The sequence below is a fragment of the Vibrio sp. 10N.261.52.C11 genome (assembly GCF_041471405.1).
Classification (GTDB): Bacteria; Pseudomonadota; Gammaproteobacteria; order Enterobacterales; family Vibrionaceae; genus Vibrio; species Vibrio crassostreae_C.
Map to the genome: position 1 here is coordinate 27,395 of NZ_JBFROI010000074.1, position 15,434 is coordinate 42,828.

Annotated in this window: 13 protein-coding genes; 5 read left to right on the forward strand and 8 right to left on the reverse strand. The window is 45.4% G+C overall.

All coding sequences use genetic code 11. The features are described from left to right. Positions 1 to 136: 136 nt before the first annotated feature. From AB4323_RS21685 to lptM, 7 genes are all read right to left on the reverse strand, one after another. A complete protein-coding gene (locus AB4323_RS21685; protein ID WP_017061017.1) occupies positions 137 to 2,635 on the reverse strand; it encodes an EAL domain-containing protein in 2,499 nt (832 codons plus the stop codon). Between the two features lie 168 nt (positions 2,636 to 2,803). After that, on the reverse strand, positions 2,804 to 3,520 hold the full coding sequence (gene yigB / locus AB4323_RS21690) for a 5-amino-6-(5-phospho-D-ribitylamino)uracil phosphatase YigB (protein WP_371725446.1): 717 nt from the start codon (positions 3,518 to 3,520) through the stop codon (positions 2,804 to 2,806). Between the two features lie 15 nt (positions 3,521 to 3,535). Beyond that, positions 3,536 to 4,468, reverse strand: coding sequence for a tyrosine recombinase XerC (gene xerC, locus AB4323_RS21695; protein WP_017061015.1), 933 nt, complete (start codon positions 4,466 to 4,468; stop codon positions 3,536 to 3,538). Continuing rightward, positions 4,437 to 5,135, reverse strand: coding sequence for a DUF484 family protein (locus AB4323_RS21700; protein WP_017061014.1), 699 nt, complete (start codon positions 5,133 to 5,135; stop codon positions 4,437 to 4,439). The genes xerC and AB4323_RS21700 overlap by 32 nt, the downstream gene beginning before the upstream one ends. Before the next feature lie 44 nt (positions 5,136 to 5,179). Beyond that, positions 5,180 to 6,010: a diaminopimelate epimerase gene (gene dapF, locus AB4323_RS21705; protein WP_017061013.1), complete on the reverse strand. Its 831-nt coding sequence runs from the start codon at positions 6,008 to 6,010 to the stop codon at positions 5,180 to 5,182. Between the two features lie 11 nt (positions 6,011 to 6,021). Next, on the reverse strand, positions 6,022 to 7,275 hold the full coding sequence (lysA, locus tag AB4323_RS21710; protein WP_017061012.1) for a diaminopimelate decarboxylase: 1,254 nt from the start codon (positions 7,273 to 7,275) through the stop codon (positions 6,022 to 6,024). Between the two features lie 42 nt (positions 7,276 to 7,317). Beyond that, positions 7,318 to 7,434 carry an LPS translocon maturation chaperone LptM gene (gene lptM / locus AB4323_RS24570; protein ID WP_063524726.1) on the reverse strand — a complete coding sequence of 39 codons (117 nt, stop codon included), beginning with the start codon at positions 7,432 to 7,434 and terminating at the stop codon, positions 7,318 to 7,320. Positions 7,435 to 7,509: 75 nt separating this feature from the next. Here lptM and cyaY point away from each other — a divergent pair, with 75 nt between their 5' ends. Continuing rightward, on the forward strand, positions 7,510 to 7,824 hold the full coding sequence (cyaY, locus tag AB4323_RS21720; RefSeq protein WP_017061010.1) for an iron donor protein CyaY: 315 nt from the start codon (positions 7,510 to 7,512) through the stop codon (positions 7,822 to 7,824). A gap of 71 nt (positions 7,825 to 7,895) precedes the next feature. Here the strand turns inward: cyaY and AB4323_RS21725 are convergent, their stop codons facing one another. Then, complete coding sequence (locus tag AB4323_RS21725; protein ID WP_017066755.1) at positions 7,896 to 10,424, reverse strand: class I adenylate cyclase; 2,529 nt, start codon at positions 10,422 to 10,424, stop codon at positions 7,896 to 7,898. Positions 10,425 to 10,768: 344 nt separating this feature from the next. Between AB4323_RS21725 and hemC the strand changes: the two genes are divergently transcribed. Genes hemC through AB4323_RS21745 form a run of 4 tightly spaced genes read left to right on the forward strand, consistent with a single transcriptional unit; the run spans position 10,769 to position 14,865 of the window. Further along, complete coding sequence (hemC, locus tag AB4323_RS21730) at positions 10,769 to 11,707, forward strand: hydroxymethylbilane synthase (RefSeq protein WP_017061008.1); 939 nt, start codon at positions 10,769 to 10,771, stop codon at positions 11,705 to 11,707. 2 nt (positions 11,708 to 11,709) lie between these two features. Continuing rightward, complete coding sequence (locus tag AB4323_RS21735; protein WP_017061007.1) at positions 11,710 to 12,438, forward strand: uroporphyrinogen-III synthase; 729 nt, start codon at positions 11,710 to 11,712, stop codon at positions 12,436 to 12,438. A gap of 19 nt (positions 12,439 to 12,457) precedes the next feature. Further along, entirely contained in the window at positions 12,458 to 13,684 is a 1,227-nt protein-coding gene (locus AB4323_RS21740; protein ID WP_017061006.1) for a uroporphyrinogen-III C-methyltransferase, read from the forward strand. Continuing rightward, on the forward strand, positions 13,684 to 14,865 hold the full coding sequence (locus AB4323_RS21745) for a heme biosynthesis protein HemY (protein WP_372153329.1): 1,182 nt from the start codon (positions 13,684 to 13,686) through the stop codon (positions 14,863 to 14,865). The genes AB4323_RS21740 and AB4323_RS21745 overlap by 1 nt, the downstream gene beginning before the upstream one ends. Positions 14,866 to 15,434: the final 569 nt, after the last annotated feature.

The window sequence follows — 15,434 nt, forward strand, 5'->3', positions numbered from 1 at the left end:
TGCACGGAATACTTGCGATCGCGTTATGAATAATGTGACCTTAGTTAGACATCATTCATTCCGCCAAAAAGCAGTCATTAATGGCGGCGCAGTACTTTTATAGCCAGTCGTTACACAATGCGGGAAGCTTTAACTGCTAAAACAGTCGCTTAGGCTCACCGAAGTAGTAACCCTGCAGATAATCGACACCCATTTGCTCTGCTATCTCACAAACCTGTTGGTTATGGACAAATTCAGCGACCGTTTTGGCATTGAACACTTGGCACAAACGAATCAACTGAGAGGCTATGTTTCTTTGTTTTTGATCTTTGTCGATATTACGAATCAAGCTACCGTCGAGCTTAATGATCTGTGGCTCAAGCTTAATGATTTCCTCGATGTTGGAGTAACCAGAGCCAAAGTCATCAACAATGATTCTCGCCCCGAGAGCACGGAAGTGATCACACACCTCAATCATGCGACCATAATCTTTAATCTGCTCAGACTCGAGAACCTCTAGGCCAAGTCGAGTGGGATCGTTCATAGCACTGATGGCGGTCTCGAGCACCTCAAGCGTCTTGTCGCTCAACAAATCTTGCGGGGATAGGTTGATAGAAAATGGGCTTTGCTTATCCGCCATATAACCTATGGTGTTCTTAATCATGTGTCGGCTGAGGCGAGTGTAAAGGTGCGTGTCGGCAATGATAGGTAAGAACTTACCTGGTGGCACAATGGTACCGTCTGACTCCATGATTCTGACCAAGCACTCTTGGCCAATCATTTCGTGCGTAACCGACTCCACAATTGGCTGGGAATAAGTGATGATGTTCTGATCTAAAATCGCACGACTTACACAGCTCAGCCAGCCTAGTTGCTCTTTGCGATCTTCTTCACTCACCTGAATGTCTTTAGCATTGGTGATGTGGGTATTGTTACGTACTCCATAGCGTCGAGCTTCGATCGCTTTCAATAAGATCTGGTCACCACTGTCGGTTAAGAAGTCACAACGACTAGCAAAGCCGCCACACAGAGAAACTGACAGGTAATCAATATCAGCCAAACCATATGGCTCAAAATTTATGTGTTCGATGTCATCGGCGAACTCAACGAAACCTTCTTTTATTTTCGTACTACCAACACTAGCATTGAAGATAATCGCCCACTCTCCAACACCAATACTGAATAGCTCTACCTTCACGCGAGGCTCTTTAACCACACGAAGCTGTAATCGCTCGATAAAGTGATTAGACAGATCGAGTAGCAGCTGATCCCCCACTTGATAACCATACTTCTCGTTAACCTGATGGAAGTTGGTTAGCTTTAAGGTCAGCAGATGTTCACTGAACAGAATCGTATTGAGGCGCTCTTTCAGTACGATACGGTTCGGCAAACCAGTACGCGAGTCAATGCGATAGCTTTCGGTTAAGCGACGCGCTTGTTGATGGAGTTTCTTTTCCATCTGAGTATTCATACTGTCGAGATCAGCGACTGCATTTCTGACTAGGTTAAGCAATGGCGACACGGTTGAGCCACACTGAAAGTCTTCGCAATGAAACTCTTTAATCTCGTCAGACTCGCGCATAGCGATATAAGTCAAGCTGTGGTGCAGTATCTCTTGGCGGTCTTCATTACGGTATAGCTCCCCCATGCAGTAGGCACCACATGTATTCACTATCCCTTCAAATGGCTTGAGCTCAAGTTTACTGTCGATAAATTCAAGTCGAGATACGCAGTTATAAATGATCACCGATTCAGGCTGATGCATGGCTAGCATCTCGGCACCGTGGTGCACCTTTTCTGCAGTGAGCGATGGGTGGTTATAACAAAACTGCGCCTCTTCACCGACATGCCAAGGGCTATCAAACTCAATACTGCCATCATCATTAATACGTAGCGGCGTCGAGATACCCTTCTTTCTGCCAAGTTCTCGATAAAGTGGAAAGCTCATCAGTTGACTAAAAGGAAGGTCTTTGCCATCCGCAAGGTAATGTTTGAATACTTCAATAGCCGGCTTGTCGTTCAATGCGTATAAGCGATTTCCGATTGCGTGTGTGACTCGTAGCTTCATCCCAATCGGGTTCCACTCAGAGTACGCGTCCGACCAAACCTTCAATCTTGGGTTAGTCAGAGCCACAGCAACACAGGCGTGCTGGTAGGTTTGCTCGTTATACATAACCCAACGGCCAAATTCATTCTCATGGCACAGTCCACCAGCTATCGGCAAGGCGTAAGGCAAATTTTCAAAAGCGCTATAAATAGGATAATCACGCCCTTCAACCTGATCGCACAAGCTGATGACCGTTTTGGTTTCTTCTGTAAGGCGCAGCTGAAAAGCTAAGTCTTGGCTGTCTTGATTTGGATTGCCGGAAAAAGGCTGGACCGCAGAGGTTAGATGGGTTTCGTTGAACTCACTGATGATGACTAAGGTGCATGCACTTTCAAGGCAATTATCACAGATAACATGACGAGCACTCTGGCCAATTAGCGTCGCATTATTTAAACGATTGAGGGCAACACCCGCGATTTGACGAGCTAGATCTGAAGATTGAGCTGAGAAAATTTGAATAAGGTACTGTTTGCTGTCACACCATTCTCGCTGATCAAATTGAGCTCTAAATAACGCCTCAGTATTTGCGAGAAATGTAAATGTTTGCATGCCAACCCTTGTTCAAAATCGAGTGAAGTAACAACCCGCAACCACTGCTATGACTGAAATGAATCGATAAAAAGTAGTCGCCAATTATCCTAGCCTAATCAGGCTTTTATAGGCGACTAATGTAACAATTCAATAGCATAAATGCGACACAATAAGCTTACCGAGCCATTAAATTAGTCGCATAAGATCGCTAAGTTGGTCTATTTCAACATCAGGGAGCACACTCGCCTTCGGGGAGCGGTATAAATTGGAACCAGTGTCATTAAACCAGCACGCTTGGAAGCCATTTTGCTTGGCTCCATAGACATCCGTTTTGAGGTGATCGCCAACATGAAGAATATTCTCAGCGTCACAACCTAGGTGTTGCTGAGCTTTTTCAAACATATCTGGATAGGGTTTTGCTCTGCCATCAGGGCCGGCTTTAAGGATTAATTGAAAGTACAGCCCTAAGCCAATTTTGTGTGGATCGACATTGCCATTGGTAATCGCAACCAGAGGAATACGTTGGCTAAGTTCAGTCATCACTCGATGCGTTTCTTGAGGGACATCGACTTGATTACGCAACCACAAGGCATGCTCAATGCCCTCTCGAGCCGCTTGCTCTGCTTGCTGCAGAGAGTAACCCAATTGCAGCAAACCACTCTTAATCTGAGTTTCACGCCACACGGTGACATCATGTTTCAAAGCTGGGTTTTCAGATGCGACTTGCTGCTTAATGCCCTGCCACTCTTCAAGCGATAAAGAAGCCGACACTGAGTGCTTTTGATAAAGCCACTGTGCCATCTCTTTCTCAACCTTCATGATCACAGGCCAGTTGTCATACAGGGTGTCATCCAAGTCAAAGGTCATGGCTTTGATGGGCTTTAACCCTCGATAAATTCGCATAGTAAACCCTTTAATCTAATCTTTATTCTTCTTACGAGCTCTCGGGTGAGCCTGATCATAAGCTTGTGCTAAGTGTTGGAAATCTAAGTGGGTATACACTTGGGTCGTCGAGATGTTTTCATGGCCAAGCAACTCTTGCACAGCACGAAGATTTTGGCTCGATTCCAGCACATGCGTTGCAAAGGAGTGACGCAGTTTATGCGGGCTGATGTGGCTCGCGACAGATTGCTTCTTGCCCCACTCTTCCATGCGCTTTTGCACGCTGCGGTGAGAGATACGAGTCCCGAGCTTAGAGACAAACAGCGCGGTTTCACCCGGTGAAGCCAATTCACCACGAACTTTGAGCCATTTATCGACCCACTCTTTAGCTAAACCAGAAAAAGGCGCTTTGCGTTCTTTGTCGCCTTTACCAATCACTCGGATTTCGCCTTGTCGACCCAACACATCTTTCAGATTGATGCCGACCAGTTCTGCCAGTCGTAATCCAGCACCATACATCACCTCCATCATCGCTCGATCACGAATCGACAATGGATCGTCCTCATTCACATCAAGCAGTTGACCCACTTCATCAACATCGAGGTTTTTAGGCAAAGGGCGTTGTTTGCGAGGTGCAGAGACACCTTTGGCTGGATTGGCGGTCATTTCGCCACGCAACACAAGGAAATCAAAGAAGCTGCGCAGTGACGATAAGCGCGTTGCAATGCTGCTCGCTTTCATTCCCTCACGCATGCCTTTACTGGCCAGTTGTCTGACCCACGCCGCATCGACTTGACCCCAATCCTTTAGCCCTAGAGTGACTAAATGACCGGCCATGGTTTCAAGTTGTTGTTTGTAATTACGTTGGGTGTGTAGGCTGAGTCCCTTCTCGCTTCGGAGATATTCATAGAAGCGAGAAAGTGGCTTTTGAAGGCTGTTAGGAAGAGGTATTTTGGGCTCTAGGCTCATTATTTATCTGCCAAGGTAAGGTGTCCGCCAAATGAGCGACAACAAGTGCTAAATGGCGTAAAAAGAGCGTATCCATATGGGGTTGGAAATGTCCGCCATCTTCACTAGAAAAGGCGAGCAAACCCAATGGAGACTGCTTAGCAAGCGGTAGTACTACATAAGAGCCTAGCTCTGGAACTGGATAATCACCAAACAAATCGTGTCTGTCGGCTTTTCTCAAGCGTCCAAGATAAGCATCTTTGCCATTGAAATGGTTAAGCGAAAACTTAGAGTAACCCTCAGCACTCAACTGATAAAAGCCAGATTGCGAAAGAATACGAACATGAGCCTTAAGCCCAAGATCTAACGCTTTTTGTTCAACGGCTTTTATCACCTGCATGAAGTCACTGCATTTCAGCACTTGCGCTTGCAGATCCATAAACTCATAGAAGGTTTTATCGTTATTTGCTGCCAACGACATCAAGCCAGTGATCTCTTCTTCAAGCTCTTCGATTCGATGACGTTGGCGTTTAAGCTGAACCTCAACCAGAGAAACAGCGCCCTGCTCAACGTTATTGATAGCAAGGCGATCAACCAAATCTTTTCGGTCTTGGAAAAAATCTGGGTTATCACGTAAATATTCCGCGACCACTTCTGCGGTGAGTGCGTCGGCTTCAACGTAAGACAAAACCTATCCTTTATTTTTATGAATATATTTGTTTTGGGTCGTTATTAGCAAGAAAGTTGACCATCAAACACATGCGTTGCAGGGCCGGTCATAAACAGAGGTTTACCCGGGCCTTGCCAGCTAATGTGTAAGTCACCGCCTGGTAGACGAACCTTCACATTCTCAGCCAGTAAGCCTTGAGTGATACCCACTGCAACTGCGCCACACGCTCCGCTGCCACATGCCTGAGTTTCACCCGCGCCGCGTTCGTAAACACGTAGACGAACTTCTTCACGGTTAACGACCTGCATAAAGCCAGCATTAACACGCTCAGGGAAACGTTCATGTGATTCAAGTAGTGGGCCTAAGGTGTCCACATCAGCCGTGTCGACGTCATCAACCACGGTAACCACATGTGGGTTACCCATGCTTACCGCACCACAGAATAAGGTGTGTACATCCGTTCTTAGAATATACGTCTTCTCTGGCTGCTTGGCCTTGAATGGAATCTTGCCGGGTTCGAACTCAGGAATGCCCATGTTCACCGTGATCAGGTCATTCTCTTCAATCTTGAGAACCATTTTACCTTTCTTGGTACTCACGTTGATGCTGTACTTATTCGTTAAGCCTTTCATGCGAACGAATCGTGCAAAACAACGTGCACCATTGCCACACTGCTCCACTTCACTGCCATCCGCATTGAATATGCGGTAATGGAAATCAGTTTCTGGATCATAGGGAGCCTCAACCACAAGTAGCTGATCAAAGCCCACACCAGTGTGACGATCCGCCAAACGACGGATCAAATCTGGAGAAAAGAAAATATTTTGAGTAATGCAGTCCACGACCATGAAATCATTGCCCAAACCATGCATTTTAGAAAAGTGGAAGTGCATAACGCTTAAAATTACTCCGGAAGAATGTTTTCAAGTTCCCACAGACTCGTAAGCTCTTCACGCTGACGAACCAAGTGAGTTTTATCGCCATCCACCATCACTTCAGCCGCACGCGAACGAGTGTTGTAGTTAGATGACATCGCGAAGCCATAAGCACCCGCTGAACGAACTGCTAGCAGATCACCTTCTTCAAGAACAAGGTCACGATCTTTACCTAGGAAATCGCCTGTCTCACAGATTGGGCCAACCAAATCGTAAGTCACAGCTTCACCCTGACGAGGGCTAACAGGAACAATATCCTGCCAAGCTTGATAAAGTGCTGGGCGCATTAGATCGTTCATTGCTGCATCGATGATGGCAAAGTTCTTGTGCTCTGTTGGCTTGAGGAACTCGACTTTCGTTAATAATACACCAGCGTTAGCAGCAATCGCTCTTCCAGGCTCGAAAATCAGCTCTAGATCAGAATGATTGTCTAAGCGAGCCAATAAAGCTTTCGCGTAGTCAGAAGGCTGTGGTGGTAATTCATCACGATAAACCACACCCAAGCCGCCACCGACATCAAGGTGTTTGATGTTGATACCGTTAGCACGTAGCTGGTCGATCAGCGCAAGTAGGCGATCGGTTGCATCGATGAAAGGTTCGATATCCGTTAACTGAGAACCAATGTGGCAATCAATACCATGGATAGACAAGTTATCGAGTGTTTTTGCAAACTCATAGACAGCAGGAGCACGGTCGAAAGCGATACCAAACTTGTTATCACGCAGACCTGTAGAGATATAAGGGTGAGTGTTGGCATCAACGTCTGGGTTGATACGCAGTGAAATCGGCGCTTTAACACCAAGCTCACCAGCCACTTTATTCAGTCGCTCTAGTTCTGGTTCTGACTCTACGTTGAAACACTTAATGTTCAACTCAAGCGCACGCTTCATTTCAGCGGCTGTTTTACCGACACCAGAGAATACAACTTTTGCTGGATCGCCACCGGCAGCAACCACACGCTCTAGCTCACCGCCAGAAACGATATCGAAACCTGAGCCCAAACGAGCCAAAGTATTCAACACGCCAAGGTTTGAGTTAGCTTTAACGGCATAGCACACCAAGTGCGGATGCTCACCAACCGATGAATCAAACGCATTCCAGTGGCGTTCTAATGTTGCACGAGAATATACATACAGCGGTGTACCATATTGCTCTGCTAGTTGTGAAAGTGCGACGTCCTCAGCCCAAAGCTGGCCATCTTCCTGATAGTTGAAGTAATCCAAAGTTCTTATCCCTTATAAATAACGATTTCTGCGTGTTTTCACTTATTGTGATTGTTCGGTTTGCTGAACTTCATCAGGATCGTACAAAGGACCCGTTTGACCACAACCAGAAAGTCCAATAACGGACAGCATAAATAGAGCAGTAATTAATTTTTTCATTTTGCATATCGTGATTATTAACTCAATGCCCCCTATAATCGCACCACACTCAGGAAAAGCAATAGGATAGAAAGGATGAACGAGACTGAATTTCATCAGCTGGTCGATATACAGATGCAAAACATCGAAGAAGCTATCGATGAATCAGAGGCAGATATTGATTACGAAGTGACTGGTAACGTGATGACGCTGGAGTTTGAGAACCGCAGCCAAATCATCATTAACCGCCAAGAACCAATGAAAGAAATCTGGTTAGCGTCTAAATCTGGTGGCTTTCACTTCAAGCTAGTTGACGACAAGTGGACATGTTCAAAGACGGGCATGGAGCTGTTTGAGATGGTTAAAGAAGAATGCGTGAAGCACGCAGGTGAAGCGATCGATTGGGTCTAATCATTTGTAAGCAAAACTAAAAAGGAGTGAATCAATCACTCCTTTTTTAATATCAATCAGTCTTAGTAAGACTAGATGTTGACTATCTTTGAGCTCCGAGAAGCTAAAGTTGCATCGTTACGATAAGGCACAACGTAGGAATTGCCTTCTTCAGGATGAACGATTTGGTAGTACTGAGGTAGATTAAAGTTAATCAACTTAGACGACATCTTCGACTCATCTTTTACCGACGTGTAGAATGAATTCACGCTCGCGATCATCTCATCTTTTTCACCGCTGTACTGGTGGTAGACCTCAACTTGGTTCGACTCGTCCAATACATAAATATTGAAGCCTTTGTCGGTATCTTCGAAAAAGAACTGAATCAAGCCCTCACTCGCAAAACCATCCACCACTTCTGGTAGCTGATACTCTTGCTCTTTATCAAGCATCAGTAAAGGTGAGCCTTTGAGCTTATTGGTTGAGATGCTACGGTAGAAATCGACCGAGTTTTCCAACATCTGTACCGACACACCACGACGTTCGAAGAACAGACCAAACATCTTATTAGCTAAACGAATAGCCTTAAAGCGGCGGCGCTTCTCGGGTTCAATCGGTTTCAATCGTAAATCGATACACTCAGCAAGCAGTTGATACACCATGTTACGCATCACACCACGCAGGTTTTTGCTGTAACAGAACACATCAACCGATTCTGGCGGTAAAGCATCTTGGTGCATTTTGCCAAGTACCGTCTTCAGCGCATCCAGCATTGCCGTATCACCTTGGAAATGCAGCGTACGTACTTCATGCCAAGAGTTACGATAAACTAAGTCGACACTGCCGACTAAGCTCTTACCTTCCTCACCAAAGCTGAAGATATCAGCGTTCTTGAGGTCCACTTTTAATGCACGACCACTTAATTCAGACGTCGGGTCATTTTCAAAGTTGATGAACATCGCTAGCTGGCTTATCTCACACGGGCTCGCCAGTGCTTGCATACTTGGGCGACGCTTACGCAAAGAAAACGTATTACGCAGGTCGCTCACCATTTGATAGAACTTATCGATATCGATGTGAGCGTCACGTACCACAGAGTGCAAACGTGTCGACTCGGTAATCAAGCCATTAAAAAACGACCATGCTACCAACTTACTCAAGTACTCATGGTGCTCTAGAGAAGGCTGACCAAGAATGCGGTGTGCAACCAGTGGCTGCTTATACAAGTACCAACCTGCTTTATTCGACTGACCCTGACGAACTTCGATGAAGCTCAAGTCGGGTTCATGCAGATCCGGAGAGATTTGTGGGTTCAGCAGTGTCACTTTACCTGGCAATACCTCAAACGCAGCGTAAAGCTTACGTGCCAAGATACTGATATCTTGTGGGCTGATTGCCGAAGTGATGTCGTTACGACGCGCAAATTGAATCAGATTACGGTAGCTCAGCATCAAGGCATCAAGCAGTGCATGGTGCACCACTTTAACCTGCTCAACCTTCCAGTTACGGCGGTTATCGAGCTCAGCAATGGTTTCATGTCCCCAATTCCAAGACTTAGTCATCTCAGTCAAGGCTTCACGACGCCACGCAACAGAACCAATGCCCGCATCTCGTGACAGCTTCTCGTGGGTCTTAAGATAAAAACAGCGTCTTACCAAGTCCAATCGAGTGTGGTCGTTAATGCGTTCTAGATAGCGCGTTACCTTTTCAAGCATCAGATAGTAGCTATCCATGCCATACAGATCCGGTTCATCCGCAAAGAAGCGGCGCTTGGTATCAATACTCAGCAGTTGGGTGTTTGGGTATTCCCACGAATAGGCCTCTAACAGGATCGCCTTCAAAACCGATTTATACGGTGAGTCGATACTCTTATAGAGCTGCCACAGGTTTGAACCAAAGTACTCTTCAGCGGGAATACGATTCAGCTTGCCGAAATCGATCCACTGCGAGCAATCAAGATAACCATCCTGACACAAACCTTGAACATACTCGTCGTAACACTCTTCCATTTCTGGCGGAATGATTTGCCACAACAAACGCTGACCAGCTAAACGAACCGCAGAGCGATAGAACTCATCAAGCAGTAATAAATGCTGTGAAGAACCACAGTTATCGCCGGTCATCTCTTCTGAATGGTTCGAACGGAAACGCTCTTCATCCATCAAGAAGAAGTTCGCTTCTACTCCCAAGGTTTCAGCCCAATCGGTAATCAAGAGACACTTGTTGGTTAGGCTATCGCGAGAGGCGCCATCCATATCCGGGGAAACACACACCCAGATATCAAGATCACTTGAAGTGCTTTGACCAATAGAAGAAGTACTACCCATGGTGTACAAGCCAAGGATTGCTGGTTCATCCGTCTCGGTGAGTTTGCCACCCAGCGTTAATTCGGTATCAGAGACAAATTGCTTTTGGAATTCATTAAGCGTGAAGCTACGAATTCCAAAAGGAACTTGTTGGTCATAATAACCAGGCATCATCGGGTGATTGAAGTGAAGCAGTGCGGGAATAAGGTTGAATACTCGCTGGCCTTGCACATTCATCAACGCCAACGCACGATCAATGCGCTGCTGATTTAGATTGTCTAATCGTTGAATCAAAGTTTGAGTGTAAGCCTGCAAGGTAAGTCCTTGGTTTGAGGTTAAGTGCAGTTCTGTTTAGTTACTGAACGAAAGGAGCAACAAAACGTGATCAATTTAACACTTTTACCCTTAATGGTAAAGCAAAGGAACCCGTCATACTGGTCAATTCCTTGATGACAGAAAGTTAAACTCACGGCGCCGTAGTGTCCTCTTTATTGACTATTTCTAATAATAGCCCATGTTTCAAATGAGATACTAATCACACTATTTTGGTGAACTCATGAAAATCTCTCAGCTATCAAAGTATGGAATGATCAAACAGTAAGAATTCTCGCCTCATAATGGTAGGATTAGGCTATTACAGAACCTATATCGGAAACACCATGACAAATTCAGCACCAATCCGTATCGCGACCAGAAAAAGCCCTCTTGCCCTTTGGCAGGCATACTTTGTAAGGGATGCACTGCAAGCTGCTCACCCTGGTTTAGAGGTTGAGTTGGTAACTATGGTGACCAAAGGTGACATCATCCTAGACACTCCGCTTGCTAAAGTGGGTGGTAAAGGACTGTTCGTTAAAGAACTTGAAGTAGCCATGCTAGAAGGTCGTGCTGACCTAGCGGTTCACTCAATGAAAGATGTACCTGTCGACTTCCCTGAAGGTCTAGGTCTGGTAACAATTTGTGAGCGCGAAGATCCGCGTGACGCTTTCGTATCAAACACTTACAACAACATCGACGAACTCCCACAAGGTGCTGTCGTGGGTACGTGCAGTCTGCGTCGCCAATGCCAACTGTTAGAATACCGCCCAGATCTGATCATCAAAGAGCTGCGCGGCAACGTTGGTACTCGTCTAGGTAAACTCGATGATGGTCAATACGATGCGATCGTACTGGCTGCTGCAGGTCTTAAACGTCTAGAGCTAGAAGAGCGTATTCGTAGCTTCATCGAACCAGAGCAGTCTCTCCCTGCTGTTGGCCAAGGCGCTGTTGGTATTGAGTGTCGCCTTGATGACGAGCGTCTGATTAAACTCCTTGAACCACTGAATCATAAAGACACGGCTGATCGTGTACTGTGCGAACGTGCAATGAACCTTACCCTAGAAGGTGGCTGTCAGGTTCCTATCGGCAGCTACTCATTATTAGATGGCGAAAACATCTGGCTACGTGCATTAGTTGGTGAACCGGACGGTTCTAAGATGGTTCGTGGTGAGATCTCTGGCCCTCGCAAAGATGCAGAAGCACTTGGCGTGACTCTGGCAAATCAATTGCTGGATGATGGCGCGAGAGAAATCTTAACCAAGCTCTACGTTGACCAAGAATAATCATGACAGTGTTGGTGACTCGTCCCGGTTCAGAGGGACAATCGCTTTGCCAACAACTAGCGGATGAAGGGGTTCAAGCAATCCATCATCCGCTGATTCGTATCGTGGATAATCCCAACTCTGCGGATTTAAGCACCCAGCTTAATAACAGCGATATCATTATTGCAGTCAGTCACCACGCCGTGGCGGCTGCCCAAAGCATCCTTTCAAAAACCTCATCCATTTGGCCTACTTCGCCGCTTTATCTTGGCGTTGGTCAAAAAACTGCGCACGTTTTAAGCAAAGTCTGTAAACAAAAAGTAAACTATCCTCAAGTTAGTGATAGTGAACATCTTCTTAAACTTACTGAACTTAATGGCGTAGAAAATAAGTCCATTTTGATACTACGTGGCAATGGTGGGCGTGAGCTCATTAGGGATTCTCTACTCAATCGAGGTGCACAAGTCTCTTATTGTGAGACCTACCGTAGAGAATATATTCCTATTAGCGACCACAATACCTATCAAACATGGATAAACAAAAAAACGTCCAAAGTTGTCATCACTAGTCAGGAACAATTGGAGTATCTCTGCTCAATTACCCCTGATGAGTATTTGGCTTGGCTTTCAACAAGACATCTATTTGTCCCAAGCCAGCGCATTGTAGAACGAGCACAACAACTCGGCTTCTCGAATGTGACCAATACTCACAGTGCTACGAACCAAATATTACTGGCTGCTCTCCGGCCCTAGCTAGAAACAGGAAATAAGCATGACAAGCAAAAAAAATAATGAGCATATTGAACCTGAAAAGAAACAAGATACTCAGCCAGTAGTTGTTGAAAACGAAAAAGCTGACTCTACAGAGACAAAACAACCTGAACAGAAGCTTGATGCCTCTGCTTCAAATACCGCTAAAAATGAGCAGCCTCAAGCTGAGCATAAAGAGCAAATAGAGAAAGCAGAAAAGCAAGGTAAGCGCGGTGTCAAACTAGGCGCTATTGCGATCGCTATTTCAATTATCTTCAGTGGCGGTATCGCATTTCAAATGCAGCAAAAGAGCGCTGAATACTCGGCTCAAATAGCCGCTCTTCAAGCACAACTTCAAAATACCCAATCTGCGGTAAATAAAGACCTACAAACCATCAAGCAAGAGACTATCCAAGAAGCCTCACACGCGGTGGAGAAAACTCAGGTCGTGCAATCTCAACAGCAGAAGAGCATTCAAAGCCTGCAGTTAGCAGTGGCTGACGTGAAAGGTCGCCGCCCGAATGACTGGTTACTTGCCGAAGCCGATTACCTTGTGAAACTAGCAGGACGTAAACTGTTCCTCGAGCATGATGCCGTTAGCGCAACCAAGTTAATGGAAAGCGCCGATCAACGTATCGCAGCACTGAATGACCCGAGCTTAGTGTCACTGCGTCAATCAATGACCAATGACATTACCAAGCTTCGCACTATTCCTCTGATCGACCGTGACGGCTTAGTTCTGCGTATCACAAGCTTGCAACAGCAAGTCGATACACTGCCGCTTGCCAATGCGATTCTTCCGGAAGCTGCGGTTGTTGAGAAAAAAGCGGTATCGCAAGATATTAATGATTGGCAGAACAACCTGATGACGTCGATGAAAGACTTCTCAGAAAACTTCATTACCTTCCGTAGTCGTGATGGCGAAGTTATCCCTCTACTCTCTCCTGAACAACACTTCTACCTGCGTGAAAACATCAAAGGTAAATTAGAAACCGCGATTCGCGCCGTCTACAAAGAACAAGGTGAACTCTATAGCGCAGCTCTTAATACCGCTAGCGAGTGGTCGAAAGCGTATCTAAACCAAGATAACAACTCAGTGATTGAATTTGAGAAAGCGATTAAACAGCTAAGTGAACAGAACATCTCTGTGAAATACCCTGTAAAGCTTGAATCTCAAAATGAGTTGTCAGATGTGATACGTGAGCGCCTACGTCGTGAAGTCACCGTTATGACCACGGAGGAAAAATAATGATTCGTTGGATTTTTCTTTTTCTCGTTCTAGGTGCTGGGTTAATTGTTGGTACTCAGTTCTCTGGTCAACAAGGCTACGTTCTGATCTCAATTGCGAATAAGACTATTGAGATGAGCGTGACAACACTGGTTATCTTTGTCATTGCTCTTCTAGCGGCTCTATTCGGCTTAGAGTACCTATTTAAAAAGCTTATGTACGCAAGCTCGACAACTTGGAACTGGTTCAGTGTTCGTAAGCTGAAACGTTCTCGTCGTTATACCAATGAAGGCATTATCAAGCTACTTGAAGGTGACTGGAAAGGCGCTGAGAAGAAAGTAACTCGTTGGGCTAACCATCACGACATGCCTCTACTTTGTTATTTAGTCGCTTCTCAAGCGGCACACGAACAAGGTAATACAAGTGAGCGAGATAAGTACATCGAGCTTGCTAGCCAAGAGGACGACTCTCTACTAGCGGTTGAGCTAACTAAAGCTAAACAACAAATCAGCGAGTCAAACTACGAAGCTGCATTCGATACACTTTCGACCCTAAAAGGCACATACCCTAATAACACTGCTGTACTTGGCCTGTTAAAAGCCACTTACTTGCAACTGAAGTTATGGCAGCCATTGCTAGAGTTAACTCCTAAATTAGTTAAGAACAAACTTCTAACAGCTGATGAGCAACGTGAATTAGAACAGAAAGCACAATGTGGGCTACTTCATGATGTGGCACAACAGCAAGGTAGCGAAGGTTTAATCAGCCATTGGAACAAGCTTTCAAGAAAACAGAAACAAAGTTCGCACCTTGTATCCTGCTTTGTGAAGCAACTTATCGCTCGCAAAGCTGACTCAGAAGCCTTCACTGTGATCAAAGAGAACATTGCAAAGAGTGGGTCAAATGAACTCTACATGTTGCTTCCAGAGCTGAACTTATCCGATCACCACCCAGTAGTGGTCATGCTAGAACGTGCAATTAGTAAAGACAGTGGTAATGCCGAAGCACACAGCGCGCTGGCTCAGTTCTACTTAAGAGAGCAGAAGTGGGCGGAAGCACAAAGCCACTTCGAAAAAGCCCTAGCACTTCGCTCAAATGTTTCAGATTACGGATACCTATCTGACGCACTAGAGAAGCAAAACTTAACGAAAGCAGCTCACGAGGTTTCTCGTAAAGCGCTCGCTCTAGTTCAACCCGCTTAATTCAAAGTGACTCAAACTAAGCCGATGTCTAACATCGGCTTTTTTGTATCTGCTATTTAACCCTAGATAACTTCTACAATAGCTATAAACCAAGCTCATCAAACACTTACCTGCCCAATACCAACTAACCATGAAATTGCTCAACTGGGCTTCTCAAACACACGGAGAACGACTTTAGTTGTGTCTGTACGTAGTTTTACCATTCTTATAAACAAGTCCTTATAAGAGGTTCGAGAGGAGTCATAGAGAAAAGTGATACCTTGAAGTTCAAGAACAAATGGAGATCAGCTTGAGAGTAGGCGCTTAAAGATATTTACCCGCAGACAGATGCCCACTTAAAGTCACGTTGAATTAACAATTAAATAGCCATCAACGTTCCAACTATAAACCGTTATAACCGGGGAGTTCACGTAACTGCCTGTAGATTAATCTATTAAGTAGAGGGAGATAGCAAGAGTTACCGACCAACAAAACCTTGTTATTAGAAACGAGGCATCTTTATCAGCCAGTTCAAATTAGTAGGAGATAGAGCTCTCAAGACGCTCAGGAAAAGTGAGAGTGTCCTGAAT